20 protein-coding genes are annotated in these 26,857 nt (G+C 68.0%); 10 read left to right on the top strand and 10 right to left on the bottom strand.

Annotated elements, in window-relative coordinates; genetic code table 11:
* The first annotated feature begins 2 nt into the window (after positions 1 to 2).
* The 6 genes from ABC319_RS15845 (at position 3) to ABC319_RS15820 (ending at position 7,828) form a co-directional block, all read left to right on the top strand.
* Complete coding sequence (locus ABC319_RS15845) at positions 3 to 548, top strand: 2Fe-2S iron-sulfur cluster-binding protein (protein ID WP_413071147.1); 546 nt, start codon at positions 3 to 5, stop codon at positions 546 to 548.
* On the top strand, positions 545 to 1,528 hold the full coding sequence (locus tag ABC319_RS15840) for an FAD binding domain-containing protein (protein WP_413071146.1): 984 nt from the start codon (positions 545 to 547) through the stop codon (positions 1,526 to 1,528). Before ABC319_RS15845 ends, ABC319_RS15840 begins: the two co-directional genes overlap by 4 nt.
* A 4-nt stretch (positions 1,529 to 1,532) precedes the next feature.
* Positions 1,533 to 3,767 carry a xanthine dehydrogenase family protein molybdopterin-binding subunit gene (locus tag ABC319_RS15835; RefSeq protein WP_413071145.1) on the top strand — a complete coding sequence of 745 codons (2,235 nt, stop codon included), beginning with the start codon at positions 1,533 to 1,535 and terminating at the stop codon, positions 3,765 to 3,767.
* Between the two features lie 128 nt (positions 3,768 to 3,895).
* Positions 3,896 to 4,819, top strand: coding sequence for an XdhC family protein (locus ABC319_RS15830; RefSeq protein WP_413071144.1), 924 nt, complete (start codon positions 3,896 to 3,898; stop codon positions 4,817 to 4,819).
* Positions 4,806 to 5,405: a nucleotidyltransferase family protein gene (locus tag ABC319_RS15825; protein WP_413071143.1), complete on the top strand. Its 600-nt coding sequence runs from the start codon at positions 4,806 to 4,808 to the stop codon at positions 5,403 to 5,405. Before ABC319_RS15830 ends, ABC319_RS15825 begins: the two co-directional genes overlap by 14 nt.
* A 74-nt stretch (positions 5,406 to 5,479) precedes the next feature.
* A complete protein-coding gene (locus ABC319_RS15820; RefSeq protein ID WP_413071142.1) occupies positions 5,480 to 7,828 on the top strand; it encodes a putative bifunctional diguanylate cyclase/phosphodiesterase in 2,349 nt (782 codons plus the stop codon).
* A gap of 24 nt (positions 7,829 to 7,852) precedes the next feature.
* Here ABC319_RS15820 and ABC319_RS15815 read toward each other — a convergent pair whose 3' ends face one another.
* The 3 genes from ABC319_RS15815 to ABC319_RS15805 are packed head-to-tail and all read right to left on the bottom strand — an operon-like array spanning position 7,853 to position 11,210.
* Positions 7,853 to 8,173: a DUF3140 domain-containing protein gene (locus tag ABC319_RS15815; protein WP_413071141.1), complete on the bottom strand. Its 321-nt coding sequence runs from the start codon at positions 8,171 to 8,173 to the stop codon at positions 7,853 to 7,855.
* Between the two features lie 38 nt (positions 8,174 to 8,211).
* On the bottom strand, positions 8,212 to 8,676 hold the full coding sequence (locus ABC319_RS15810; RefSeq protein WP_413071140.1) for an MAPEG family protein: 465 nt from the start codon (positions 8,674 to 8,676) through the stop codon (positions 8,212 to 8,214).
* Positions 8,673 to 11,210, bottom strand: a complete 2,538-nt coding sequence (locus ABC319_RS15805; protein ID WP_413071139.1) for a PAS domain-containing protein — start codon at positions 11,208 to 11,210, stop codon at positions 8,673 to 8,675. Before ABC319_RS15805 ends, ABC319_RS15810 begins: the two co-directional genes overlap by 4 nt.
* A 141-nt stretch (positions 11,211 to 11,351) precedes the next feature.
* Between ABC319_RS15805 and ABC319_RS15800 the strand changes: the two genes are divergently transcribed.
* Both ABC319_RS15800 and ABC319_RS15795 read left to right on the top strand, forming a co-directional pair.
* A complete protein-coding gene (locus tag ABC319_RS15800; protein WP_413071138.1) occupies positions 11,352 to 12,659 on the top strand; it encodes a dicarboxylate/amino acid:cation symporter in 1,308 nt (435 codons plus the stop codon).
* Positions 12,656 to 13,165 (top strand): biliverdin-producing heme oxygenase, encoded by a 510-nt coding sequence (locus ABC319_RS15795; RefSeq protein WP_413071137.1) that lies wholly within the window; start codon positions 12,656 to 12,658, stop codon positions 13,163 to 13,165. The genes ABC319_RS15800 and ABC319_RS15795 overlap by 4 nt, the downstream gene beginning before the upstream one ends.
* A gap of 171 nt (positions 13,166 to 13,336) precedes the next feature.
* Here the strand turns inward: ABC319_RS15795 and ABC319_RS15790 are convergent, their stop codons facing one another.
* The 7 genes from ABC319_RS15790 to rpiA form a co-directional block, all read right to left on the bottom strand.
* A complete protein-coding gene (locus ABC319_RS15790; RefSeq protein ID WP_413071136.1) occupies positions 13,337 to 15,475 on the bottom strand; it encodes a histidine kinase dimerization/phosphoacceptor domain -containing protein in 2,139 nt (712 codons plus the stop codon).
* Between the two features lie 82 nt (positions 15,476 to 15,557).
* Positions 15,558 to 16,304 carry an HAD-IIB family hydrolase gene (locus ABC319_RS15785; RefSeq protein WP_413071135.1) on the bottom strand — a complete coding sequence of 249 codons (747 nt, stop codon included), beginning with the start codon at positions 16,302 to 16,304 and terminating at the stop codon, positions 15,558 to 15,560.
* Positions 16,301 to 17,122, bottom strand: a complete 822-nt coding sequence (locus ABC319_RS15780; protein ID WP_413071134.1) for a Cof-type HAD-IIB family hydrolase — start codon at positions 17,120 to 17,122, stop codon at positions 16,301 to 16,303. The genes ABC319_RS15785 and ABC319_RS15780 overlap by 4 nt, the downstream gene beginning before the upstream one ends.
* Positions 17,119 to 18,102, bottom strand: coding sequence for a phosphogluconate dehydrogenase (NAD(+)-dependent, decarboxylating) (gene gnd / locus ABC319_RS15775; RefSeq protein ID WP_413071133.1), 984 nt, complete (start codon positions 18,100 to 18,102; stop codon positions 17,119 to 17,121). Before gnd ends, ABC319_RS15780 begins: the two co-directional genes overlap by 4 nt.
* Positions 18,103 to 18,160: 58 nt before the next feature.
* Positions 18,161 to 19,288, bottom strand: a complete 1,128-nt coding sequence (tal, locus tag ABC319_RS15770; RefSeq protein WP_413071132.1) for a transaldolase — start codon at positions 19,286 to 19,288, stop codon at positions 18,161 to 18,163.
* Between the two features lie 4 nt (positions 19,289 to 19,292).
* Entirely contained in the window at positions 19,293 to 21,398 is a 2,106-nt protein-coding gene (tkt, locus tag ABC319_RS15765) for a transketolase (RefSeq protein WP_413071131.1), read from the bottom strand.
* A 56-nt stretch (positions 21,399 to 21,454) separates the two neighbouring features.
* The gene (gene rpiA, locus ABC319_RS15760) at positions 21,455 to 22,159 is read right to left on the bottom strand and encodes a ribose-5-phosphate isomerase RpiA (protein ID WP_413071130.1); all 705 of its coding nucleotides are present in this window, start codon (positions 22,157 to 22,159) and stop codon (positions 21,455 to 21,457) included.
* A gap of 187 nt (positions 22,160 to 22,346) precedes the next feature.
* Between rpiA and ABC319_RS15755 the strand changes: the two genes are divergently transcribed.
* A complete protein-coding gene (locus ABC319_RS15755; protein WP_413071129.1) occupies positions 22,347 to 23,576 on the top strand; it encodes an efflux RND transporter periplasmic adaptor subunit in 1,230 nt (409 codons plus the stop codon).
* Positions 23,577 to 23,580: 4 nt separating this feature from the next.
* Entirely contained in the window at positions 23,581 to 26,835 is a 3,255-nt protein-coding gene (locus ABC319_RS15750; RefSeq protein ID WP_413071128.1) for an efflux RND transporter permease subunit, read from the top strand.
* The last annotated feature ends 22 nt before the right edge of the window (positions 26,836 to 26,857 follow it).

The following is a 26,857-nucleotide window of genomic DNA, read 5'->3' as shown; positions in this document are numbered from 1 at the left end:
CGATGAAGTGGACGATCAACGGCAAGACGTACGAGGCGGAGGTCGACGTTCGCACCACGTTGCTGGACCTGGCGCGCGAGCATCTGGGGCTCACGGGATCGAAGAAGGGCTGCGATCACGGTCAATGCGGGGCTTGCACCATGCTGGTCGACGGGCGGCGAATCAATTCGTGCCTGTCGCTGGCCGTGATGCATCAGGATGACGAGATCGTGACGATCGAGGGGTTGGGCCAGCCCGGCAACCTGCATCCATTGCAGGACGCGTTCGTGCGGCACGACGGATACCAGTGCGGATACTGCACGCCCGGCCAGATCTGCTCGGCCGTCGGCATGCTGGACGAGGTGAAGAAGGGCTGGGCCAGCCATGCCTCCGACGACCTGACCGCGGTCGAACTGTCGGACGGTGAGATCAGCGAGCGGATGAGCGGCAATCTGTGCCGCTGTGCCGCCTATCCCAACATCGTCGATGCGATCCGCGAGGTCGCCGGGATGGACGGCGACGGCGGTCGGCAGCCGGTGCTGGAAACCGCGCGGGAGATCGGGGCATGAAGCTGTTCACCTATGAGCGTGCCGCGACCGCCGACGCGGCGGTGGCAGAGGGAGCGGCACCGGGGACGAAGTTCATCGCCGGCGGCACCAACCTGCTCGACCTGATGAAGCTGCAGATCGAGACGCCGGAGCGGCTGGTCGATATCAGTCGCCTGCCGTTGAACACCATCGACGAGCGGGAGGACGGCGGGCTGACGATCGGCGCGTTGGTGCCGAACAGCGATCTGGCCGCCGACGGCCGCGTGATCGCGCGGTACGAGGTGCTGAGCCGCGCGCTGCTGGCCGGCGCGTCGGGGCAGCTCCGCAACAAGGCGTCGACCGGGGGCAACCTGCTTCAGCGGACCCGCTGCTATTATTTCTACGACACCGCGATGCCGTGCAACAAGCGCGAGCCGGACAGCGGCTGCTCGGCGATCGACGGGTACAACCGCATCCTGGCGGTGCTGGGCACCTCCGAAAAGTGCATCGCGACGCATCCATCCGACATGGCGGTCGCGATGATGGCCCTGGATGCCACGATCGTCATGCAGAAGGCGGACGGGGACAAGCGGCGGATTGCGATCGCCGACTTCTATCGCCTGCCGGGCGACACGCCTGCGGTGGAGACGGTGCTGGAGGCGGGCGAGCTGATCACCGCGATCGAGCTTCCTGCCCCCACCCGGGGCGCGCGACACCTGTACCGCAAGGTGCGCGACCGTGCCTCTTACGCGTTCGCGCTGGTGTCCGTCGCGGGCGTGGTGCGGATGGAGGGCGATACGGTGGCCGAAGCCGCGCTGGCGTTCGGCGGACTGGGGCCGATGCCGTGGCGAAACCCGGCGGTGGAAGCGGCGCTGGTCGGCCGGCAGGCGACCGATACCAGCTTCAATGCCGCCGCCGACGCGCTGCTGGCCGACGCCAAAGGCCATGGCAGCAACGATTTCAAGATTCCGCTTGCCCGGCGCACGCTGATCGCGTCGCTGCGCGAGCTGACGGGAGCATAAGGCCATGTTCGGTTTCGGTGGCGACAACAACAGCCTGACGATGAACGAGCCGGTCCCGCAAAGCCTGCTGGATACCGGCGTGCAGGGCGTGATCTCGCGCCCGCTCGACCGGATCGACGGCCCGCTGAAGGTATCGGGGACCGCCACCTATGCGGCGGAATATGCGATCGACGGGCTGGTGCACGGCGTGCTGGTCGGCGCGAAGATCGGACATGGTTCAGTCGTGAACATCGATGTCGAGGCGGCGAAGCGCCTGCCCGGCGTGATCGACGTGGTGATCGACTTCAAGACCTTCCTGCGCAATGCCCAGCAGGGTGGCGAGGAAGGCGCGCCGACGCAGGGCGTGAAGGACATCGATTATTTCGGGCAGATCGTCGCGATCGTGCTCGCCGACACGTACGAGGCCGCGCGCGAGGCGGCGCTAGGCATGCCGATCGAGTATGAGTACAAGGTCGGCACCTACGACTTCGAGGCGCACAAGGGCGAGGCGGAGAAGCCGCCGCAGGCGATGATCCCATCGCATTTCAGCCAGGGGGATCCCGACGGCAGCTACGATGCGGCGGCGGTGAAGCTGGACGTGACCTATGTCACGCCGCAGCAGAACTCCGCGGCGATGGAGCCGCATGCATCGATAGCGGTGTGGGAGGACGACGCGCTGACACTGTACGGCGCGTACCAGATGCCGACATCCGACGCGTCCCAGCTGGCCAAGTCGCTGGGCGTGGGCAAGGACAAGGTGCGGATCATCGCGCGCTACATCGGCGGCGGCTTCGGATCGAAGCTGGGGATCGCCCCGGAAAGCGTCGCGGCGGCGATCGCGGCGAAGCAGCTGGGCCGCCCGGTCAAGGCGGTGATGATGCGCCAGCAGGTATTCGAGACGACGCCGCACCGGTCGAACACCGAACAGCGCATACGGTTCGGGTGCGAGCCGAACGGCAAGATCGTGTCGTTCGTCCACGATTCGCTGGTGTCGAACCTGCCGGGCGAAAGCTTCTTCGAGCCGGTCGGGATAGGTAGCCACTCGCTGTACGGCGGCGAGAACCGGCGGATCAACCACGACGTGGTGCGGCTGAACCTGGGCCTGTCGGGATCGATGCGGGCACCGGGCGAGGCGGTCGGCATGGTCGGCGTGGAATGCGCGATCGACGAGCTGGCCGAGCAGATCGGCATGGATCCGATCGAGCTGCGCAAGATCAACGATCCGGCCGAGGATCCGGAGAAGAACGTCCCCTTCTCGTCACGGATGCTGACCCAATCGCTGGAGGAAGGCGCGAAGCGCTTCGGCTGGGACAAGCGCAATGCCGTGCCGGGCAGCCGGCGCGAGGGCGAGTGGCTGATCGGCATCGGCGTGGCTGCGGCGACGCGCAACAACCAGCTGATGAAATCCGCCGCCAGGATCGAGCTGAAACCGGACGGGACCGCCGTCGTCTCGTCGGCGATGACCGATATCGGCACCGGCAGCTACACCATCATGGCGCAGATCGCCGCCGAGGTGCTGGGCCTGCCGGTCGAGAAGATCGTGATGAAGCTGGGCGATACCAACGATCCCCCCGCCGCTGGTTCGGGCGGATCATGGGGCGCGGCATCGGCCGGATCGGCGGTGTACCTGGCCGCGGAGGCGCTGCGCGAGAAGCTGGCCGAGGCGATGGGGGTGAAGCCGGACGCGCTCACGCTGAAGGACGGCGAGGCGATCGGCGACAATCGCCAGCGCCCGATCGCGGAGCTGGTCGGCGACGGCATGGAAGCGACCGGCGAGATCGTGCCGGGCAAGCAGGAGAAGCAGTTCACGCAGGCATCGTACGGCGCCCACTTTGCCGAGGTGGGGGTGAACGCGGTGACCGGAGAGGTGCGGGTGCGCCGGATGCTTGGCGTGTTCGCCGCCGGACGCATCCTGAATGCCAAGACGGCCCGGTCGCAGTGCCTGGGCGGGATGACGTTCGGCATCGGAACCGCGTTGACCGAGGACCTGATCCACGATCCGCGCAACGGCAAGCTGGTGAACCGCGACCTGGCGGAATATCATGTCCCGGTTAATGCCGACGTGCCGCAGCTGGAGGTGCATTTCCTGAACGAGCGCGACATCCATGCCAATCCCATCCACGCCAAGGGGATCGGCGAACTGGGCATTTCCGGTGCGGCTCCCGCCGTCGTCAACGCGATCTACAACGCATGCGGCGTGCGGGTACGTGACCTGCCGCTGACGTGCGACAAGCTGCTGGCCGGATTGCCGCCGGTGTGACGGGTCGTTCACGGTCAGGGTCGTTGCACGTCCCCGCTACCTTCATCCCCACGGTCGGATGAAGGTAGAGCGGATTGCATAGCCAGCCGCAACGATGTCCTTCCGCGGACAGAAAACAGAGGAAGATCATGGCCGAGAATGACAGCGTCATCGCCGCGGCGAAGGCGTGGCGGGGCGAGCCGATGGCACTGGCGACCGTGGTGTCGACCTGGGGGTCGGCACCGCGCCCACGGGGCAGCCATATGCTGGTCCATGCCGATGGCCGGTTCGAAGGTTCGGTGTCGGGCGGCTGCGTCGAAAGCGACATCCTGCAGACCGCGGCCGAGGTGATCGCGGGTGCGCCGTTCCAGCTGAAGCGGTACGGCGTGGCCGATACCGACGCGTGGGAAGTCGGCCTGCCCTGCGGCGGCGAGATCGCGGTGATGGTGCAACCGGTCATGGCGGCGGGGTTCGACCCCGAACTGTTCGACCGCATCGCCGACGCGCGCGATCGCGGCGATGCGCTGGTCGTGCATACCGACCTGGCGAATGGCCATGCCGACCTGCGCCCGCTGGAGACCGGCGAGGTGTTCGTGAACCGGTACGATCCTCCGCGCCGGCTGCTGATCGTCGGCGCGGTGCAGATCGCGCAGGCGCTGGCGGGGCTGGCGCGCGAACTGAAAATCGACACGGTGGTGATCGATCCGCGCGCACGCTTCCTGACCGAAGAGCGATTTCCGGGTACGACGCTGGACGACCGCTGGCCGGACGAGGCGATCGCGGCGTGGCGACCGGGACCAGCGACGGCGGTCGTCACCCTCAGCCACGACATCAAGATCGACGATCCGGCGCTGATCGCCGCACTGGCCAGCGATGCCGCCTATGTCGGGGCGCTGGGCAGCCGCAAGAGTCATGCGGCGCGGCGGGAGCGACTTGCCGCGGCGGGCGTTGCCCCGACGCAGATCGACCGGATCGACGGCCCGGTGGGCATCGACATCGGCGCGATCGGCCCGTCCGAGATCGCGTTGTCGATCGCGGCGGCCATGGTGGGAGCTTTTCATGATCGACGCTAAGGACTGTGTGCTGATCCTGCTGGCCGCGGGGCAATCCGAGCGGTTCGGGCCGCAGAACAAGCTGGAGGCGGAGTTCCTGGGGCGGCCGGTCGGGTTCCACGTCGTCACCGCGCTGGAGAACATCCCCTTTCGCGAGCGACTGGTGGTGCGCGACGGATGCAGCCTGGATTTCACCACGCGCGGCTATACCGAGATCCGCAACGAGCAGCCTTTGCTGGGCATGTCCGAATCGGTGAAGCTGGGCGTGGCGCGTGCGCGCGAAATGGACGCCGCCGCGGTGCTGATCGCGCTGGCCGACATGCCGCGAGTGACCGCCGCCCATATCTATCGCCTGTTCGACGCTGCCGATTCGAGCGATGCGGTGGTCGCGTCGAGCGACGGACACGAGCCCAAACCACCGGTATTGTTCGGGCGCGACCGGTTCGACTTCCTGCTGTCGCTGACCGGAGACAAGGGCGCGCGCGAGCTGGTGCAGGCCGGGCGCCATGTGGTGACGAGCCCGGCGGAGCTGATCGACATCGACACGCCCGAGGATCTGGAGAAGCTGCGCCAGCTGGTACATGCGCCCGAGCGGCTGGTGCCGTGACGGTGAGGGGATCGGACGGCGTCCCGCATTTGGGGAAACCTTCCGATAACCAGTTCGTGCTAACGACTGCTATCGTGAGCAATCATCGCACCTCCAGCGCGCCGGTCCGGATCGCTCTCGCCCATCTGCTGGCGCTGCGCGACGGGCAGGACCGGGTCGCCTGGGGCCGCATCCGCGCGACCCAGCTGTTCGCCGGGCGCAAGCTGGCATTGTCGATGCTGGGTGCCAACCTGATCGCGATCACCGCGCTGGTGATCCTGCTGTCCCGCTGGGTCGAGATGGTGGAGCTGGGCATCTGGGGTACGGCGACGGCGACGGTGGCGGGCACGGCGGCGTTCCGGCGCCTCCACTCGCATCGTGGCCAGGACGGCTATGCCAGCCTGGCCGACATTCGGGCGACCGCGTGGGAGGGACTGGCGCTGGCCGCCGCCTGGTCGGCGGTGCCCCTGTGGTTCTGCCAGCACGCGCCGGTGGTGAGTGCGCCGGGGACGGGCATCATCCTGGCCCTGCTGATGACCGCCGCCGCGTTCACCATGGCGCCGCTGATCATCGCGACGCTGGCGTTCGTGCTGGGGCTGGGTGGAATAACCGCGATTGAACTGGCGGTGAGCGGCAAGCTGCCCGCCGCAGGCGGGGTCGCGACATTCTCGCTGCTGCTGGCGGCGATCTGCATCGGCAGGGCCGGGTCGCTGGTCGCGCTCCGCGCGGCCGAGATGGCGCTGGAAGAGCGCGACGAGACGGTCAGCCTGCTGCTGCGCGAGTTCGAGGAATCGGGCGCCGACTGGCTGTGGGAGACCGATGCCAACCGGCGCGTGATCAAGGCGAGTCCGCGATTCGCGGTCGCGTGCGGGCTGGATCCCGTGAGCATCAACGGCATGCCGTTCCTGCAGGTGCTGGCGGGCGCGAACTGGGATGACGGCAACTTCGCGCCGGGACTGCGCCAATTGTCGGAGAAGCTGAAGGAGCGGCAGAGCTTTCGCGACCTGCGCCTGCCGGTGCACGTCAATGGCGAGGAGCGGTGGTGGGAACTCGCCGCGTCGCCGCGGTTCGACGATCGGGGCGCGTTTTCGGGGTTTCGCGGGGTCGGCTCCGACGTCACCGAGCAGCGCAGCGCCGCCGACAAGATCAACCGCATGGCCCGCTGCGACACGCTGACCGGATTGCCGAACCGGCTGTCGATCAACGAAACGCTGGTCCGTGCGATGGTGGAGGCCGAGAAGTGGCGCGGCCGGTGCGCGTTCATGATGATCGATCTGGACCGGTTCAAGGCGGTCAACGACACGCTGGGCCATCAGGTCGGCGACCGGCTGCTGGGCCGGGTCGCCGAGCGGCTGGCGCAACTGATGGGCGAGAACGCGATGTGCGGGCGGCTGGGCGGCGACGAGTTCGCCGTCGTCGTGCGCGACGCGCAGGATCTGGCCGTCGTCGAGCAGTTGGCCCGCCAGATCATCGAGACGCTGTCGCGGCCGTACGAGATGGACCAGCACACGCTGCACATCGGTGCGTCGGTCGGGCTGGCGGTGGGGCCGCGCGACGGCAAGACCGCGGAGACGCTGATCCGGTCGGCCGATCTGGCGCTGTACCAGTCCAAGGACGCGGGCGGCGGGGTATTCCACGCCTATGAGCCGCGGCTGCACGCACAGGCCGAGGAGCGGCGCGTGCTGGAACAGGCGCTGCGCAAGGCGCTGGAGAAGGGCGAGTTGCATCTGGCGTACCAGCCGGTCGTCGATGCCGGCAGCGGATCACTGATGGGGTTCGAGGCGCTGCTACGGTGGAACAGCGCGGAGTTCGGCAACGTCTCCCCCGCCAAGTTCGTACCGCTGGCCGAGGATGCGCGGCTGATCGGCCCGATCGGCGACTGGGTGCTGCGCACCGCGTGCGACGAGGCGGCACGGTGGCCGGCGCATATCCGGGTCGCCGTGAACGTGTCGCCCGAGCAGCTGCACAACCCGCACTTCGTGACGACCGTGGCGTCGGCGCTCGCCAATTCCGGGCTGCCGGCCGAGCGGCTCGAACTGGAAGTCACCGAGAGCGTGTTCATGCACGAGGGACTGGGCGCGACCAAGGTGCTGGAGCGGGTGCTGGATCTGGGCGTGCGGCTGTCGCTGGACGATTTCGGAACCGGCTATTCCTCGCTCGGCTATCTGTCGCGGACCAAGTTCTCGACGATCAAAATCGACCGCAGCTTCGTACAGGGCGCCGCCAGGGGCACCAACGAGGCGGTGGCGATCATCCACGCGGTCGTCGCGCTCGCCCGCAGCCTCGGCATGGCGACCACGGCCGAGGGCGTCGAGACCGAAGCCGAGCACAAGATGGTGCAGGATTTCGGCTGCTCGAAGGTGCAGGGCTTCTTCTTCAGCCGCCCGCTGGTCGTCGAAGAGGCGCGTGCGCTGGCGACGCGGCGGGCGCGCGAGGCCGCCTGATCACGCGCGCCGTAGGGCACCGGATTATTTCAGGGGGTCATGGCCCCAGTTCATCAGCGAGTAGCGCCACGGCGAATGTTCGCGATCATCCGCCGGCCCGTTCTGGGCCAGGTGGCGATGCACATAGCCGACGACCTTCTTCATGTGACGATAGTCGTCGTCGGTCAGGTCGGCCTTCTTCTTGTGCCTGATCCGGACGATGCGGTCGCCCTCGTCGTGGCCGACGCCCGTGCCGACGGCGCGGCTGTCGTCGGTCTTCAGCCACTTCTCCAGCTCGGCGGGGGTCATGTTGACCGCCTCGTCGAAATCCTTCCATATCTGTTCCCGGTCGTCCTCGTCGGCCATCCGATCCTCCTGTTCCCACGCCAACGCGAGGGCGGGGATCAGGGTTTCATCGCGGCATCGAGGATGGCGGTGTAGCGCGCGGCGGCGGCGACGAAATCGATGAGGAATCCCAGCCACATCGCCGACAGGACCACGGTGGACGCAAGATAGGCGCGGAAGCGGGCCCGGACGTGGTTGCCGATGTGCAGCCAGCTGTGGACGGCACGCAGGATGACGAAGATCCACGCCAGCAGCACCTGCGCGATGCCCGCCTGCCGCGTGCCCATCAGCAGCGGGACGAGCGCCAGGAACAGCACCGGCAGCTCGAACAGGTTGCGCAGATTGTCTCCGGCGAGGCCGACCGGCTCGAAATAGCGGGTCGCCGCGGCGCCGGTCGCGAAATCCTCGCGCCGCGGCGGGCTGCGGCGGAGGTGGCCGAGACGCTGGACGAGCAGCGTCGTCCACACCGCGAAGACCAGCGCCACGAAGGCGAAGGTGGGCCACAGGATGTGCAGCAGGATCATCGATCGGCCTCTCCCCGCGCCCGTTCGCCCAGCACCTGCCGGACGCGCCGGGCCAGCACCTCGCGGCTATAGGGTTTCGGCAGCAACGCCAATCCGGGATCGAGCCGCCCGCCATGGACGATGCCATCCTCCGCATAGCCCGAGGTGAACAGTACGGCGAGGTCCGGCCGCCGCTCGCGCGCCTGCCGCGCCATCGCCGCGCTGGTCAGCGGGCCGGGCATGATGACGTCGGTGAAGAGCAGGTCGATCTGCTCCGGACCATCGAGCACCCCAAGTGCCTGAACCGCGTCGGCCGCGGTCAGGACCGTGTAGCCGAGATCGCGGAACAGCTCGACCACGGTGGTGCGGACGCCCTCGTCGTCCTCGACGACCAGCACCGTCTCATCCCCGCCGATCGCCGCGACGGCGACGGTGGCGCGGTCCGCCTGGATCTCGCCGGTCGCACGCGGCAGGAAGAGGGCGAAGACCGTCCCCTCCCCCTCCACGGTGCGCAGTTCGACATGGCCGCCCGACTGGCGCACGAAACCATAGACCATCGACAGGCCGAGCCCGCTGCCCTTCCCCTCGCGCTTGGTGGAGAAGAAGGGCTCGAACACCCGCTCGGCGATGGCCGGCGGCATGCCGGATCCGGTATCGCCGACGGCCAAGCGGACATAGTCGCCGGCCGCGACGTCGCCCTGCGCCGGTAGCGTGGCATTGCCGATCTCGATCGTCAGCCGGCCCTGACCGTCCATCGCATCGCGCGCGTTGATCGCCAGGTTGAGCAACGCGTTCTCGATCCGGCCGGGATCGATGAAGGTGTTCCACGGCGCGGCGACCACCGACCGCTCGATCACCACCCCCTCGCCCACCGCGCGGCGCAGGATCTCGTCCATGCCATCGACCAGCCGGGCGACATCGACGATGCGTGGCTCCAGCGCCTGGCGCCGGCCAAAGGCGAGAAGCTGGCCGGCGAGCTTCGCCCCCCGCTCGACTCCGGCCATCGCATTGGTGACGCGCCGCCGTGCCCGCTCCTGCCCTGCCAGATCGCGGTCGAGCAGTTGCAAATTGCCCGAGACGATCTGGAGCAGGTTGTTGAAATCATGCGCGACGCCGCCGGTCAGCTGGCCGATCATCTCCATCTTCTGCGCCTGGATCAGCGCAGCCTCCGCCTGGCGCCGGTCGGCGATCTCGGCAGCGATGCGCGCCTCCAGCGTCTCGTTCAGCTGGCGGAGCTGCTCCTCGGCATGCCGGCGCTGCGCGATCTGGCGGGTCAGCGCGGTGGCATGCTCGCGCAGCGCTTCCTCGGCGGCCCGCTGTTCGGTGATGTCGGTATGGACGCCGACCCAGCCGTTGGTGACGCCCGCATCGTCGGGGGTCGGCACCGCCCGGATCAGAAACACCCGCCACTGCCCATCGAAGCGGCGAACGCGGTGTTCGAACACGAACGGCGTGTTGCTCTCCACCGAACGGCGCCACGCGACCACTGTCGGTTCGACATCGGCGGGATGGATCGCGCGCGTCCAGCCATAGCCGGCATAGTCGTCGGGCCCCTGCCCGGTCAGCGCGGTCCAGCCCGGCTGCTCGCCGGTCATCCGCCCCTCCGCATCGTTGGTCCACAAGACGCCGTGCACCGCGTCCATCGCCGCGCGGAAGCGATTGTTGCTGGCGTTCAACGCCTCTTCGCGACGGACGCGCTTCTCGACCTCGAAGGTGAGCGACTGAAGGCCGGCGACGGTGCCGTCCGCCTCGATCCGGGGGACGTACTGGATCTCCACCCGACGGCGACTGCCGTTGCGGTGGGTGATGATCGCCTCTGCCGACACGCGTTCCCCGGCGAGCGCGCGGCGGACCAGCGGCAGGCGGGCAGCCGCCCCCTGGCCGGCGGCGATCTCGCTCCATGACCGGCCGATCACATCGTCGGGGCGAAGACCGAGAAACTCGGTGAAGTAGCTGTTTGCGAAGCGGCAGATCAGGTCGCGGTCGAAATAGGTGATGAGCACCGGCAGCGCATCGGTAAGCTCGCGCAGTTCCGCCTCGCGCCGGCCCGCCTCGCGCTCGGCACCGACGCGGGCGGTGTTGTCGATCAGGGTACACAGCACCCCGCCGACCATGCCGTCCTCGTGCCGCACCGGTGTGTAGAACAGGTCGAAGAACAGCGTGTCGGCCGCGGTCGCCCGCGGCGGTGCCAGCGGCTGGTCGCGAAAGGCGACGACCTCGCCCGCCATCCCGCGCCGCAGGATATCGTGGCTCCAGTGCCAGATCGCACCGTCCGGCGCGGCGATGCCCGCGCCCAGCACAGCGGGGTGCGCGGCGCCGGCGATCTCGACATAGCCGTCATTGTAGAGGACGGTGTGATCGTCGCCCCAGACCAGCACCTGCGGCACCGGCGATCCCAGCAGGTTCGACACGGTGACCCGCAGCGCCGGTGGCCAGGTCTGGATCGGCCCCAGCGAGGTCGCGGACCAGTCGCGATCCCGGATCAGCCGTCCGCATTCGCCACCGCCGGCCGGCCAGGCCTCGGCAGGTTCGCTGGGCGCGAAGAGGTGGCGCAAGGGCATCGCCGTCGAGACATGCCACGCGCACGGCCATAGTCAACGGGATCACGCAGCCGCGAGGCCCGGCGATAGGAAGGCTTCACCGCTGCACTGCGGAATTTGCTGGCATGACAATCGCGCGTGGGTGAATCCGAAAGCATGAAACGACTTACCTTCAGCGTGCAGGTGTTCGTGGGCATGGCCGTCGGCCTGCTGTTCGGATTCTGGGCGCGCGAGACCGGCAGCGCGGCGACGGCCGAAACGCTGCGCATCGTCGGAGAGACCTTCGTCCAGTTGCTCCGCGTGCTGGTGGTACCGCTGGTGTTCACCGCGATCGTCGCGTCGATCGCGGCGCTGCGCGATCTGGGCAACGCCGCGCGGCTGGTCGCGAGCACGCTCGTGTGGTTTGCCTTGACCGCGCTGATCGCAGTGACCATCGGCCTGGCGATCGGCACCATCGTCCAGCCCGGCGTGCGCGACGGCGTCGACATCGCGGCGGCCGTGCGGCCGGCGACGACCGGATCGTGGCTGGACTTCCTTCGCGGACTGGTGCCCGCCAACATCCTGGGCCTGTCTGCCACTACCAAGACCGATGCGGACGGCGTGCTGCAGACCGGGCTGTCGTTCAACATCCTGCAGATCATCGTTATCGCGGTGGCGATCGGCATCGCGGCGGTGCGCAGTGGCGAGGCGGGAGCGCCGTTCCTGGCGTTCAACGCCGCCGCGCTGGCGATCTTTCGACGGATACTGCGGTGGGTCGTGCGGCTGACGCCGATCGGCACCGCCGGACTGCTGGGCCATGCGGTAGTGCAATATGGCTGGCAGTCGCTCGCCGCGCTCGGCAGCTTCGCCACCGCGGTGTATCTGGGACTAGGGATCGTGCTGCTGGTCGTTTACCCGACCCTGCTGAAGGCGAACGGGCTGTCGGTGGGGCGGTTCTTTGCAGCGGCGTGGCCGGCGATCCAGTTGGGATTCGTCTCCCGCTCGTCGATCGCGACGCTGCCGGTGACCGAGGCGGCGGTGGAGAGGATCGGGGTACCGCGCAGCTACGCCGCGTTCGCGGTACCGTTCGCGGCCACCACCAAGATGGACGGGTGTGCCGCGATCTATCCGGCGATCGCCGCCCTGTTCGTGGCGCAATACCACGCGATCCCGCTGCATGCGACCGACTATCTGCTGATCGTGCTGGTGTCGGTGGTGGGGTCGGCGGCGACCGCGGGGCTAACCGGCGCGCTGGTGATGCTGACACTGACGCTGTCGACGCTGGGCCTGCCGCTGGAAGGGGCCGGGCTGCTGCTGGCGATCGATCCCATCCTAGACATGGGGCGGACCGCGGTGAACGTCGCCGGTCAGGCGCTGGTGCCGACGATCGTCGCGCGGCGGCAGGGCCTGATCGACGACATCGCCGCCGCGGATCCCGCCGTCCTGCCCGCGGGCGATCCACCGGCGGGCCGCGTGCCGGCATGAGCGCGGTCCAGCGGCTGCGCGCCGCCACCGCGCCATCGCACGATGCCGTGGACGCAGCGTTCGGCGCACACGACCTGACCGATCCGGGCGCCTATGCCGCATTCCTGACCGCGCATGCGCGAGCGTTGCCAGCCGCCGAGGCGGTGCTGGCCACGCAGCCGGACCTGCCGCCATGGCGCGAGCGGGCGAGCCTGCTGGCGGCTGACCTGCGCGACCTGGCGGTCAATCCACCACCACCCGCGACGTTCACGCTGCCCGATCGGCCGGGCGCTGGCTGGGGCGCGCTGTACGTCGTCGAGGGATCGCGACTGGGTGGAATCATGCTGGCGCGCGGCGTGCCGGCGACGCTGCCGTCGCGCTATCTCGGCGCACGCCACCTGCCCGGCGAGTGGCGCGACCTGCTGGCGGCCATCGACCGGCAGGGCACGGACGAGGCGTGGGTAGCAGGGCTGATGGCCGGCGCGGCCGCGACGTTCGACCTGTATGCGCGGGCGGCGGGTGCCTAGAGCCATCGCGAGGTGATCGGGCGCCGCGCGTGCAGTTCCCCAGCGATCATCGACCAACGATCGCGCGGCATGCCGCCCCGGATCATGCCTGCCATCGCGGACCTGATCCGAAGCGGGCAACGGGACAGCAGGTTTAGGCCTGTACGTAATCCGTAGAAAGACGTTCGCCGGTCAGCTGGTCAGCGGCGCCGTCAGGATGGCACGGAGACCCGGAGCGTTGTCGGACACGGTCATCTCGCCGCCCAGCGACGACACCATCGCGGTCATCATCCGGCTGCCGAAGCCGGCATGTACCCCGGTCTTGCCGTTGCCCTCGTCGGCGACGATCAGGCGCAGTTTGTTGCGATGCTGCTCCAGCGCGATGGTGATCGGACCCGGCGCACCGGCATAGGCGTATTTGGTGGCGTTGATGACCAGTTCGGTCATGATCAGGCCGATGTTCACCGCCCGGTCGGTAAGGATCAGGACCGGTGCCAGATCGATCCGCATGCGCGACGCCCATTCGGCGCCCAGCGACTTCTTCATGTCGCCGACCAGCTCCTCGAGATAGCGCGACAGGTCGATCGTCTCGATCTGGTCGTCACGATACAGGCGGCGATGGACCTGCGCGACGGCGGACAGGCGGGCCTGCGCCTCGGCCAGCTGATCTGCGACCTCGCCGGGACCCGCGGCGCGCGCCTGCATCGAGAGGAACGCGCCGACCAGCTGGAGGCTGTTCTGGATGCGATGATCCACCTCCTTCATCAGCAGGTCCTTCTGGACCAGCAGCGCCTCCTTGTCGGCCAGCGTCCGGGTGAGCCGGGCGTTGACGTCGCGCAGCTCGCGGCTGCGACAGGCATCCTGGAAGGCGCGGCGAAGGCGGTGTGCGCCTTCGATCTCCTCCAGCGTCCAGCGGCGCGAGCGACCGCGCACCGCCTCGCTCCACGTCTCGAAAGAGGCGCGCGGGGTCAGCATGTCGCCGGGCGCCAGCGAGACCGACTTGTGCGGATTGCCCGCCCATTCGATCTCCTCGACCTGCTCGACACGGAACCAGAGTAGCGTGGCGCCCTTCTCGACCAGCGGAATGGCGAGCAGGCCGCTGGCGAGATCGGCATGCGCCGCCGCTTCCGGCTGCAACGTCGCGAGCTCATGCGCGGCGAACGGTTCCAGCCCGGCATGGCCGCGCGCCCAGGCAGCCAGGTCGCGGACGATGTCGTCGGGCGGACAGGTGCCGTCGGCGACGACCGACGCACCTTCGACCAGCGCGAAGCCGTCTGCACCCAGCATGGCCCGCAGGTCGCCGCGCGTGCGCTCCACTGCCGAGCGCAGGTGCGGCGCGTCGGCGAGGCGGCCGATCAGTCCGTCCTCCGCCGCCCGCAGGCGCAGGCGCTCGCGATAGGTCTCCGCCTCTTCCTTGGCGCGCACCTGCCGCGCCAAGGAAGAGGCGAGCGTCGCCGCCGCCTGCCGGATATCGGCGGGCAACGCGCGGGGGGTGTTGTGGTGACAGGCGATCAGCCCCCACAGCAACCCGTCCTTGACGATCGAGATCGACGCCGACGCGCCCACGCCCATGTTGGCAAGGTAGCGCAGATGGATCGGCGAGACGCTCCGCACACCCACATCGCTCAGGTCGGTGCCGGCATAGGCGGAGGGACGGATCGGCTGGGGCGCATAGTCGATCGCGGGGATCGCCCGCGCCCGGTTGCGGACATAGAGCGCACGCGCCTGGCGGGGGATGTCGGACGCGGGAAAGTGGTGGTGGAGGAAGGTGCCGAGCGCGGGATCGCGATCCTCGGCAACGACGCGCCCGGCGTCGTCGTCGAGAAAGCGGTAGACCATCACCCGGTCGAACCCGGTCAACTGGCGGAACGCGATCGCCGCGCGTTCGCACAGGGCCTGCAAGTCGCTCGCCCGCTCGAACCCCTGTGCGAGGAGATCGAGCCGGCTTAGCATCGTCGCGGCCGCCAGCGGTTCCGGGGCGGAGGGTTCCAGCTCTGCCAGCAGCAGGTCGCCGGCGCGGTGGAAGGCGACGTCGAGCCGCTCCGCCGCGGTCACCACAGGCGCGCCGACCACGGTACCACCCGGTCCGGCCGTCACCGGTGCCATCAATGCGGCGACGTCCTGCCCCAGCAGGTCCGGCAGCGCGGCGCCGAGCCACGCCGGATCCAGCCGCCCCTCGAGGTCGCCGGCGCCGGCCACCACCTGCAGGGTGCGGGCCTCGGCGATCAGCAACAGGCCATGAGGCTGGATCGATCCGGGAACATGGATCGGCTCACGGTCGCACCCGGTCAGATCGACGCCGGGATCGGTGGTCAAGCTCTGCGATGCCATGGGTGCGCCCGTCTCTTCCTTCAGGCACGCGACATGAACGCTTTGTCCCTTCATTGCAAACCGGAGACAGTGTGATCCAGGTCTACTTCTGGCAGGCCACGATCGCCGCGATCACGCTGAGGGTCTCTTCGGGATCGCGGACGCGGACCGTGTCCAGCCCGAGTTCCTTGGCGGGGTAATCGTTGCCGCCGGGAAAGATCGCGTCGCCGATGAACATCATCGCATCGAGCGGGATGCCGCTCTCGTCGCGGAGCCGCTTCAGGCCATAGGCCTTGTCGACGCCCTCCTGCGTGATGTCGATCGAGGTTGCACCGCCCATATTGATCGACAACCCCGGCAGGCGCTGGCGCAGATCGGCCTGGATCACCTTGCGCTTGGCGAAATCCGGATCCCAATGTTCCTTGGCGTCGATCGGCGCCTGCTGGCCGAGCGCGGAGAACGTGATCTGGCTGCCGCGATCCTCGATCCGTTCGCCCCATACCTGCTCGGGGACGAAGCCCGTCGCCTCAAGCGAGGCGTTGAAGGCGGCGACGATCTCGTGCCGCTTCTCCTCGGAGAACAGCTCGGCGTAGACAGTCTGCCAGCCGCCGTCGCGGTGAACGAACAATTTGGTGCCGGTTGTCGGCATCAGCCACAGGCGCGATCGATCGGCGCGCGCCGGGAGACGGCTGGCCACCTGCTTGTCGAACTGCGGCCAGTCACCGCCGGAGATCACCGCGACATGCGCAACGCCCAGCAGGTCGGCCAGCGCCTCCCCCATGTCGTCCTTCAGCGGCTGCTTGCTTTCGGCCAGCGTTCCATCGAGGTCGAAGGCGACAAGCTGCTTCATGCTGTAAGTTCCTTGGAGAGAATGAGGTTGTCGATGGCGTAGGCGACGCCATCGGCGTCGTTGGCCAGCGTGACGTCGTGGGCCGCCTGCTGCACCTCGGCAGGCGCGTTGCCCATCGCGATGGCATGGCCGGCGCGGGTGAGCATCGGCAGGTCGTTCGCCTGGTCACCGATCGCGGCGGTATCGGCCAGCGTCACGTCGAACGCCGCGGCCAGCGCTGCGATGCCGGCGCCCTTGTTCGCCTCGGTCGCGGTGACATCGAGATAATAGGTTTGCGACTGGGCGATCGTCGCGGCCGCATCGAAGGGTCGGCAGCGGTCGCGCATCGCCGCCATCACCGCCGCATCGTCGGTGACGAAGGTGATCTTGTCTGCCGCGTCGAGCAGGTCGTCGAAATCCTGCGTCACGATAGGTGCCTGGTTGGAGGCGACCCGCTCATGTTCGACGTGGACGCCCTGATCGGTAGAGGCGTACCAGCGGTCGCGGGCGAATACCCATATGTCGACCGCCATGTCGGCGGCTGCCGCGATCGTGCCCCGCGCCGCCGTGGGATCGATGACGTGATGCTCGCCGGTCCAGCCGTCGCGCTTGAAGATCAGCCCGCCGTTGAACGCCGCGACCGGCACGTCGAGCCCCAGCTTCTCGACCAGCGGCATGATCCCCGACCGGGGACGGGCCGAGATGATCGTGAAGCCGATTCCCGCCGCTTCCAGCCGGCGCACGGCGGCGACGGTGGCATCGGTGAGGTGCTTCTGCTTGTCGACCAGCGTGCCGTCGACATCGGAAACCAGGAGGCGGATTGCGTGCGCGCCGGTCATTGCGGGATTTCGGTGTGGCCGCCGAAGCCGAAGCGCATCGCCGACAGCACCTTGTCGCCGAACGTGTGTTCGATCCGGCTGCGATAACGGGCGAAGAGCGAGGCGGTCAGCACGTTGGCCGGCACCTTCTCCTCCATCGCCGCATCGATGGTCCATTGCCCCTCGCCGGAATCGGCGACGTTGCCGCTGAACTGTTCGAGCATCCCGTCCTTCGCCAGTGCGATCGCCGTCAGATCGAGCAGCCAGGACGAGATCACGCTGCCACGACGCCACACCTCGGCGATGTCGGTCAGGTTCAGGTCGAACCGCTCCTCTTCGGGCAGCTTGTCGCTGTTCTTGGACTTCAGGATATCGAAGCCTTCGGCATAGGCCTGCATCAGGCCGTACTCGATGCCGTTGTGGATCATCTTGACGAAGTGGCCGGCGCCGGCGGGCCCGGCATGGATGAAGCCCTTCTCTGCCCGCCAGTCGTCGCTTTCCGGGCGATCGTACGGCGTGCGCGAGATGTCGCCGCGTCCGGGTGCCAGCGTCTCGAAGATGGGATCGAGATAGGTCAGCGTCTCCTCGCGGCCACCGATCATCATGCAATAGCCGCGGTCCTTGCCCCACACGCCGCCGGACGTGCCGACATCGACATAGTCGATCTCCTTCTCGCGCAGCATCTTCGCGCGGCGGATATCGTCCTTGTAGAAGCTGTTGCCGCCGTCGATCACGATGTCGCCCGGCTTCGCGCCCGCCGCGATGGTCTGCACGGTCTGCTCGGTGATCTCACCGGCCGGCAGCATCACCCACCAGATCGCGCGATCGTCGAGCTTGGCACGCATGTCGTCGAGCGAGGAGGCGCCGATGGCGCCGTCCGCCACCAGCTTCTCCACCGTCGCGGCGTCGCGATCATAGGCGACGATCTGGTGACCGCCGGCCATCAGTCGCCGCGCCATGTTGCCGCCCATTCGGCCGAGACCGATCATGCCGAGCTTCATGTGACTGTCCTTCTACTCGCTACTGAATGGTGTCCCGGCGCGGCGGCCGGGACACCGGTTAGGCGCCGGTCGCCGGATGCTTCGCCGCGATGGCGCCGAGCAGGTCGTCAAACGCCTTGGCGAAGGAGGCGACACCCTCCAGCACCAGAGTGCCGGTGACGCCCGACAGGTCGAGGCCGAGCCGCTCCGCCTCGTCTAGGACGCGGTGGGCGTCGTCGACGTCGTCGGTCAGCGTCTGAGCGACGGTGCCATGGTCGCGAAACGCATCCATCGTCTTGGGCGGCATGGTGTTGACCGTCTCCGGCCCGATCAGCGTGTCGATGTAGAGCGTGTCGGGGTAGGCCGGATCCTTGACGCCGGTCGAGGCCCAGAGCAGCCGTTGCGGCTGCGCGCCCTTGGCCGCGAGCGCCTGCCACCGATCAGACGCGATGAAGTCCTGATACCAGGCATAGGCCTGCTTCGCATTGGCGATCGCGACCTTGCCGCGCAGCGCCTTCAGCGCGTCCGCCTCAGCATCGCCGGCCTTCAGTCGCTCGTCGATCTGCTTGTCGATCATCGTGTCGATGCGGCTGACGAAGAAGCTGGCGACCGATGCGATGTGATCGATCGGCTGGCCCTGACGAACGCGTTCCTCGAGCCCCGTCGCATATGCCTCTGCGACGCGGACATAGGCGTCGAGCGCGAAGAGCAACGTGACGTTGACGTTGATGCCGGCCGCGATCGTCGCCGAGATCGCCGGAGCGCCGGCGGGCGTGCCGGGGATCTTGATCATCAAGTTCGGACGATCGACCGCGTCCCACAGCTTCTTCGCTTCCGCGATCGTCGCATCGGTATCGTCGGCGATGTAGGGCGACACTTCCAGGCTGACATAGCCGTCCCTGGCGTCGAGCCGGTCGTACACCGGCTTCAGCGTCTCGGCCGCGGCCTTGATGTCCTGGATCGCCAGATGCTCGTACCGGTCGATCGTCGCCGCGCCCGGATGGTCGCGGTCGAATGCGGCGAGCGTCTGGTCATAGGCGTCGCCGTGGCCCATCGCCTTTTCGAAGATCGATGGATTCGAGGTGACGCCGGTCAGCCCGTCCTCCTTTACCAGCGTCTCCAGGCCGCCGGCTTCGAGGAACTTGCGGTCGACGAAGTCCAGCCACACCGCGGTGCCGGCGGACGACAGGTCGGATAGCTTGCTCATGGGGTTATTCCTTGTCCGTGGAGGCAGCCTCGGCGATCAGCCGGCGTGCCTGCTCGACGACATGGTCGACGGTGAAGCCGAACTTGTCCTGCAACTTGGCGATCGGTGCCGAGGCACCGAAGGTCGACATGGTGACGGTGTCGCCGTGGCTGCCGACATAGCGGTCCCAGCCCATCGATCCGGCCATCTCGATCGCGAGCCGTGCTTTCGTGCTGGGCGGCAGCACCGAGTCGCGATAGCCCTTGTCCTGCAATTCGAAGCGGTACCAGCTGGGCATCGAGACGACCTGCGCCCTGACACCGTCGGCCTTCAGCTTCTCATAGGCTTGCACCGCCAGCGCCACCTCGCTGCCGGTCGCGATCAGCACCACTTCCGGCGCTTCGTCGCCGGCCAGGACATAGGCGCCCTTCAACAGCCCCTCGGCAGGTGCGTAGGTGCTGCGGTCCAGCGTCGGCAATGCCTGGCGCGAGAGGATCAGCGCGGTCGGCGTGCCGCTGTTCTCCATCGCCGCGCGCCAGGCCCAGGCGACCTCGTTGGCGTCGCCCGGCCGGATCGTGTCGAGGCCCGGAATGGCGCGCAGGGACGCGATCTGCTCGATCGGCTGGTGGGTCGGCCCATCCTCGCCGACGCCGATCGAGTCGTGGGTGTAGACCCACACGTCGCCCAGCTCCATGATCGACGACAGCCGTACCGAGGGACGCATATAGTCGGTGAAGACGAGGAAGGTGGAGCCGTAGGATTTCAGGTGCGACAGCGCCATGCCGTTCACCACCGCCCCCATGCCATGCTCGCGCACGCCAAAGTGGAAGTTCTGCCCGGCGTAGTTCGATGCCTCGAACGATGGCGCACCCTTGATATCGGTCTTGGTCGAGGGTGCGAGGTCGGCGGAGCCGCCGATGAGCCATGGCACGCGCTTGGCGATGGCATTCAGCACCTTGCCACCCGAGTCGCGGCTGGCGACGCCCTTCGCATCCGCCTCGAACACCGGGATGTCCGCGTCCCAGCCGTCCGGCAGCTGGTCCTTCAGCATGAGATCGAGCTCGGCGCCGAGTTCCGGATGCTCCTGCCGGTAGCGGTCGGTCATCGCGACCCACTCGTCGCGCAACTTGCCGCCGCGGCCGCCGATGCGATCGCGGAACGCCTGGATCACACCGTCTGGGATGTAGAAGCTCTTGTCCTCGGGCCAGCCATAGGCCTTCTTGGTCGCGCGGACATTGTCCTCTCCCAAGGGCTCGCCATGCGCCTTCTCCGTGCCGGCGCGGGGGCTGCCCCAGCCAATGACGGAATGGACGACGATGAAGGTCGGCCGATCGGCAGTCTTGCGGAAGGTATCGAACGCGGCGGACAGAGCGGCGACGTCGTTGGCATCGTCGACATGGATGACGTTCCAGCCATAGGCCTTGAAGCGCAGGCCGACATCCTCGTCGAACGCGAGGTCGGTGCCGCCCTCGATCGAGATATGATTGCTGTCGTAGATCCAGCACAGGTTCGACAGTTTGAGATGACCGGCGAGGCTCGCCGCCTCCGACGCCACGCCCTCCATCATGTCGCCGTCGCCGCATAATGCGTAGACGTCGTGGTCGAACACGGGGAAGCCCGGCTTGTTGTAGCGTGCCGCGAGCCACCGCTCGGCGATGGCCATGCCGACCGAATTGCCGCAACCCTGGCCCAGCGGGCCGGTCGTCGTCTCGACACCGGTAGTATGGCGATATTCCGGATGCCCGGGCGTCTTGGACGAGAGCTGACGGAACTGCTCGATATCGGCCAGGCTGACCGCTTCCTTGCCGGTCTTCTTCCCGTCGGCATCGATTTCCTCGATCCCCGCCAGGTGTATCAGGCTGTACAGCAGCATCGACGCATGGCCGACCGACAGCACGAACCGGTCGCGGTTGGGCCAGTCGGCATGGCGCGGATCGTAGCGGAGATGGTCGGCCCACAGGGCATAGCCGACGGGAGCCAGTGCCATCGGCGTGCCCGGGTGGCCTGAATTCGCCTTCTGCACCGCGTCCATCGACAGGGTACGGATCGTGTCGATGGCGAGTCGCTCCGGACTGCCGTCCTCACGGAACGACGCGTCCGCAGGTGCGGCGGCGGTCTTGGTATCTGACATGGAGGAGCCTCGTTCTGGTCGAAAGGGGAACGCGCATCAGCGGGTCGGGTTGCGCCTTAATACGTGTGTCGTGCCTGTTCCAGCCGCGTAACGACCCCGCCCGTCGCGATATAGGCGGCATCGACCTCGTCCAGGAACAGGCCGTGACCCAAGACGCCGGGCATGCGATCGAGCAGGTCGGCGACGGCGCGGGGATCGTCCAGATCGACGATCCAGTCGAGCACCACATTGCCGTTGTCGGTGACATAGGGCCGATCACCAACACGGCGGAGGATCGCGGCCGGGCCCAGCCGCGCCGCGACGCTCGCCTGAGCAAAGGGCAGTACCTCGACGGGTACGGGTGCGTCGCCGATCGCGTCGCGCAGCTTGCTGCCATCGGCGATCACGACCATCCGCTCGCTAGCGGCGGCGACGATCTTCTCGCGCAGCATCGCGCCCCCTGCCCCCTTGATCGCGAACAGACGGGGATCGATGCGGTCGGCCCCGTCGATGGTCAGATCGACCCGGGCGACGCCCGCGAAGTCGAGGACGGCGATGCCCGCCGCCCGCGCCTGATCGGCCGAGGCGCCAGACGTTGCCACGGCCTGGATCCGGAGGCCGTCCGCGACGCGCCTGGCCAGTGCGCGGATCGCGTGCGCAGCGGTAGATCCGGTTCCCAGGCCGACCAGCATTCCCTGCTGAACCTCCTGCACCGCCGCCGCCGCAGCGGCAGCCTTGTCACCGTCGGCGGGATCGCCGGTCCTCTGGTCATGCTCGTCCATTCCGCCTCCGATGGTGCGCCAGATCAACGAACGACACATTGATACAAATGGGTGCTTGGCAAGCCGCCGGCAAATCGGGCATTTCACGACAGCGGGCCTGACGTGCCCACGCCCTTCCGCAAGAAAGGTTTACCTCAAGTTGGCGAGTTGGAACGGACGTGGGCGGCGGGCCATTGCCGGCGCGGCGATGATGGCGGCGACCCTGCTCGGCGCGTGCGGCGGCGGCGGGGAGGCAGGCGGCAACGGCCAGGGCAAGGCCGGGGGCCCCGGCGGCGGCCGTCCCCCGCAGGTCGGCTTCGTCACGCTGAAGGCGACCGACGCCGCGCTCGTCACCGAACTGCCCGGCCGGGTGACCGCCTTCGAGAGTTCCGACGTGCGTCCTCAGGTGACCGGCCTGATCCGTCGTCGCTTCTTCACCGAGGGCGCGATCGTTCGCCAGGGTCAGCCGCTGTACGAGATCGACCCGCGCCTGTACCGCGCCGCCGCCAACGAGGCGCAGGCGAACCTGGCGAGCGCACAGGCGCAGCAGGAGGCCGCCCGCGTGCTGGCCGACCGCTATCGCCCGCTTGCCGAGATCGAGGCGATCTCGAAGCAGGATTATACCAACGCCCTCGCCCAGTCGCGCCAGGCGACCGCCGCCGTGGCGCAGACCCGCGCGCAGCTGGAAACGGCGCGGATCAACCTGCGCTTCACCACCGTGCCGGCGCCGATCAGCGGCCGCATCGGCCGGTCACTGTTCACCGTCGGCGCGCTGGTATCGGCGACGCAGGCCGATCCGCTGGCGCAGATCCAGCGGCTGGACCCGATCTTCGTCGACATCCAGCAATCGGCCAGCGACATGCTGGCGCTGCGCCGGTCGCTGTCGCGTGACGGCGTCGTGGCGGCGAGCGCGGCCATCCGGCTGAAGCTGGAGGACGACAACGATTATGGACAGACCGGCACCGTCGAGTTTTCCGAGGCGCTGGTGAGTACCGAGACGGGCACCGTGACGCTGCGCGCCCGCTTCCCCAATCCGCAGGGCATGCTGCTGCCGGGCATGTTCGTGCGCGCCAGCTTCATCCAGGCGATCAACACCCGCGCCTATCTGGTGCCGCAGCAGGCGGTGTCGCGCGATCCGAAGGGCAACGCGACGGTGATGGTGGTCGGCAAGGACAACAAGGTCCAGCAGAAGACCGTTCGCGCGGACCGTGCGCAGGGCACCGCCTGGGTGGTGACCGGCGGGCTGGACGCGGACGACCGCGTGATCGTGCAGGGGCTCGGCGCCCAGTTGCGCCCCGGCGTGACCGTGCAGCCGGTGCCCGCGAACAGCGCCCAGCGCGTCGCCCCGCCGCAGCAGGACGGCAGCAAGGGCAATGGCGACGCCAGCAGCGGCCAGTCGAAGGGCGGCTCCGGCGGCTCGGGCGGCGGATCGAACTGACCGCATGATCAGTCGCATCTTCATCGACCGGCCCATCTTCGCATGGGTGCTGGCGATCATCGTGATGCTGGGCGGCGTCGGCGCGATCATGAGCCTGCCGATCGCGCAATATCCCGACGTGGCGCCGCCGCAAGTGTCGATCCGCGCAACCTTCCCCGGCGCATCGGCCCAGACGCTGCAGAATTCGGTCACGCAGGTGATCGAGCAGCAGCTGACCGGCATCGACGGGCTGCTGTATTTCAGCTCCTCCTCGTCGAGCCGCGGCCAGGTGACGATCACCGCGACCTTCGGCAAGGGCACCGATCCGGACATCGCGCAGGTGCAGGTGCAGAACCAGGTGCAGCAGGCGGTGGCGCGCCTGCCGCAGCAGGTTCAGCAGCAAGGCCTGGTGGTCCGCAAATCGAACCCCGACTTCCTGCTGATCGCAGGCGTGTACGACGAGACCGACACGAAGACGAACCAGGATGTCTCCGACTATCTGGTGTCGAACCTGCAGGATCCGCTGGGGCGCGTGCCCGGCGTCGGCGACACCAACGTGTTCGGATCGCAATATGCGATGCGGATCTGGCTGAACCCGACGCAACTCGCCAGTTTCCAGCTGATCCCCGCCGACGTGACCGCCGCGATCCAGGCGCAGAATACCGAGGTCGCGGCCGGCGAGGTCGGTGGCCTCCCCTCCGGCCCGCAACAGATGCTGAACGCGACGGTGACGGCGCAATCGCGGTTGCAGACGCCGGAACAGTTCCGCCAGATCATCCTGAAGACGCTGCCGTCGGGCGCGACGGTCCGCCTGTCGGACGTGGGACGGATCGAGCTGGGCGCCGAGAGCTATGCCGCCGTCAGCCGGATCAACCGGCATCCGGGAGCGGGCATCGCGGTGCTGCTGGCGCCGGGTGCCGACGCGCTGAAGACGGCCGAGCTGGTGAAGGCCGAGATCACCCGCGTCGCCAGGGGTTTTCCCGCCGGCCTGAAGGTCGCCTATGCCAACGACACCACCGCGTTCATCGAGCTGTCGATCGAGGAGGTCGTCAAGACCCTGATCGAGGCGGTGATCCTGGTCGTCATCGTCATGTTCGTGTTCCTGCAGAGCTGGCGTGCGACGCTGATCCCGACGATCGCGGTGCCGGTGGTGCTGCTGGGCACCTTCGCCGTATTCTATCTCGCCGGCTTCTCCATCAACACGCTGACGCTGTTCGGGCTGGTGCTGGCCATCGGCCTGCTGGTCGACGACGCGATCGTCGTGGTCGAGAATGTCGAGCGCCTGATGGAGGAGGATCCCGACCTGACGCCGCGCGAGGCGACGATCCGGTCGATGGACGAGATCAGCGTCGCACTGATCGCCATCGCGCTGGTGCTGTCGGCGGTGTTCCTGCCGATGGCGTTCTTCGGCGGATCGACCGGCGTCATCTATCGCCAGTTCTCGATCACGATCGTCGCGGCGATGGTGCTGTCGGTGCTGGTCGCACTGATCCTTTCGCCGGCGCTGACCACCTCGCTACTGAAGCAGAAATCGCAGGAGGCGCATGAGGGCGACTGGCTGAAGCGTCGCTTCCCGCGGGTGGCGGGCTGGGGCACCGGCGCTGCGGACTGGTTCAACCGCAACTTCGAGAAGGGCGTCGGCAAGTACACGCGCGGCGTGAAGTACACGGTCGACCGCAAATGGCTGTTCCTGCTGATCTATGTCGCCGTGGTCGGATTGCTGGCGGTGCTGTTCCTGCGCCTGCCGACCGGCTTCCTGCCGACCGAGGACCAGGGCTCGGCGATCGTGCAGTTCCGCCTGCCGCCCGGTGCGACGCAGAACCGTACGCTGGAAGTCCAGCGCCAGGTCGAGCAGTATTTCGCGAAATACGAGCAGAAGAACGTGCAGGTCATGTTCACCGTCGCGGGCGGTGGTGGAGGCGGCGTCAGCGGCCAGAACACCGGCCAGGGCTTCCTGAACTTCGTCGACTGGTCGAACCGCGAGGGCAAGGAGAACGCGGCGGATGCCATCACCCAGCGCGCCTCCGGCGCGTTCCGCGGCCTGCGCGACGCGCAGGTGTTCGCGCTGGTGCCGCCGGCGGTGCGCGGCCTGGGCCAGTCGGACGGCTTCACGATGGAATTGCAGAATACCGGCGGACTGACGCAGGAACAGTTCAACGCCGCGCGCGACAAGCTGCTCGCCGCCGCCAATGCCGATCCGATGCTGGCATCGGTGCGGCTGACCGAACTTCCCGACATCGCGACGCTGCAGGTCGACATGGACCAGCAGAAGCTGGCGACGCTCGGGCTGACGCAGTCGAATGCGAACTCGACCCTGACGACGGCCTGGGGCGGGCAGTACGTCAACGACTTCATCGATCGGGGTCGCGTGAAGCGTGTCTATGTCCAGGGCGACGCACCCTATCGTTCCTCCCCCGAGGATCTGAAGCAGTGGTTCGTGCGCGGGTCGAACGGGCAGATGACGCCCTTCTCGTCCTTTGCGACGATCGGCTGGGGCACGGCGCCGACGACGCTGTCGCGGTTCAACGGTATCCCATCATTCGAATTCCAGGGATCGGCAGCGCCGGGCAAGAGCTCGGGCGATGCGATGGCCCGGATCGCCGAGCTGGCGGCGCAGATCCCCGGCACCTCCGTCGCATGGGCCGGGCTGTCGTATCAGGAGCGGCTGTCCGCGGGACAGGCGCCGTTGCTGTACGGCCTGTCGATCCTGGTCGTGTTCCTGTGCCTGGCGGCGCTGTACGAGAGCTGGTCGATCCCGTTCGCGGTGCTGCTGATCATCCCGCTGGGCCTGATCGGGGCGATCGCGTTCGTGACGCTGCGTGGGCTGACCAACGACGTCTATCTGCAGATCGGACTGCTGACGACGATGGGACTGGCGGCGAAGAACGCGATCCTGATGATCGAGTTCGCGGAACAGGCGGAACGCAAGGGCGCGCGCGTGATCGACGCCGCCATGGAAGCCGCGAAGATCCGTCTGCGGCCGATCCTGATGACCTCGTTCGCGTTCATCTTCGGCGTGCTGCCGCTGGCGATCTCGACCGGCGCAGGGGCGAACAGCCGGATCGCGATCGGCACGGCGGTGATCGGCGGCATGCTGTCGGCGACGTTCCTGGCGATCTTCTACATCCCGCTGTTCTTCGTGCTGGTCAGGCGCGGGGTGCGTGACGGCATTGCGAAGCTGCGCGGCCGGCCGACGGGACATCAGGGCGACGGCAAGGACCGCGGCGATCCCTATGGCCCGCCCGAGCCGCAGGGTCCTCACCGGCCGGAGGCGGCATGATGATCGCGTATCTGCTTGGCCG

It is taken from the genome of Sphingomonas phoenicis (assembly GCF_047238005.1).
Lineage (GTDB): Bacteria > Pseudomonadota > Alphaproteobacteria > Sphingomonadales > Sphingomonadaceae > Sphingomonas.
This window is presented reverse-complemented; position numbering and strand designations above follow the sequence as displayed.

Coding starts and splice junctions, on each gene's coding strand:
- ABC319_RS15845 (WP_413071147.1), top strand. CDS start 3: ATGAAGTGGACGATCAACGGCAAGACGTACGAGGCGGAGGTCGACGTT.
- ABC319_RS15840 (WP_413071146.1), top strand. CDS start 545: ATGAAGCTGTTCACCTATGAGCGTGCCGCGACCGCCGACGCGGCGGTG.
- ABC319_RS15835 (WP_413071145.1), top strand. CDS start 1,533: ATGTTCGGTTTCGGTGGCGACAACAACAGCCTGACGATGAACGAGCCG.
- ABC319_RS15830 (WP_413071144.1), top strand. CDS start 3,896: ATGGCCGAGAATGACAGCGTCATCGCCGCGGCGAAGGCGTGGCGGGGC.
- ABC319_RS15825 (WP_413071143.1), top strand. CDS start 4,806: ATGATCGACGCTAAGGACTGTGTGCTGATCCTGCTGGCCGCGGGGCAA.
- ABC319_RS15815 (WP_413071141.1), bottom strand. CDS start 8,173: ATGGCCGACGAGGACGACCGGGAACAGATATGGAAGGATTTCGACGAG.
- ABC319_RS15810 (WP_413071140.1), bottom strand. CDS start 8,676: ATGATCCTGCTGCACATCCTGTGGCCCACCTTCGCCTTCGTGGCGCTG.
- ABC319_RS15800 (WP_413071138.1), top strand. CDS start 11,352: ATGAAACGACTTACCTTCAGCGTGCAGGTGTTCGTGGGCATGGCCGTC.
- ABC319_RS15795 (WP_413071137.1), top strand. CDS start 12,656: ATGAGCGCGGTCCAGCGGCTGCGCGCCGCCACCGCGCCATCGCACGAT.
- ABC319_RS15790 (WP_413071136.1), bottom strand. CDS start 15,475: ATGGCATCGCAGAGCTTGACCACCGATCCCGGCGTCGATCTGACCGGG.
- ABC319_RS15785 (WP_413071135.1), bottom strand. CDS start 16,304: ATGAAGCAGCTTGTCGCCTTCGACCTCGATGGAACGCTGGCCGAAAGC.
- ABC319_RS15780 (WP_413071134.1), bottom strand. CDS start 17,122: ATGACCGGCGCGCACGCAATCCGCCTCCTGGTTTCCGATGTCGACGGC.
- gnd (WP_413071133.1), bottom strand. CDS start 18,102: ATGAAGCTCGGCATGATCGGTCTCGGCCGAATGGGCGGCAACATGGCG.
- tal (WP_413071132.1), bottom strand. CDS start 19,288: ATGAGCAAGCTATCCGACCTGTCGTCCGCCGGCACCGCGGTGTGGCTG.
- tkt (WP_413071131.1), bottom strand. CDS start 21,398: ATGTCAGATACCAAGACCGCCGCCGCACCTGCGGACGCGTCGTTCCGT.
- rpiA (WP_413071130.1), bottom strand. CDS start 22,159: ATGGACGAGCATGACCAGAGGACCGGCGATCCCGCCGACGGTGACAAG.
- ABC319_RS15755 (WP_413071129.1), top strand. CDS start 22,347: ATGATGGCGGCGACCCTGCTCGGCGCGTGCGGCGGCGGCGGGGAGGCA.
- ABC319_RS15750 (WP_413071128.1), top strand. CDS start 23,581: ATGATCAGTCGCATCTTCATCGACCGGCCCATCTTCGCATGGGTGCTG.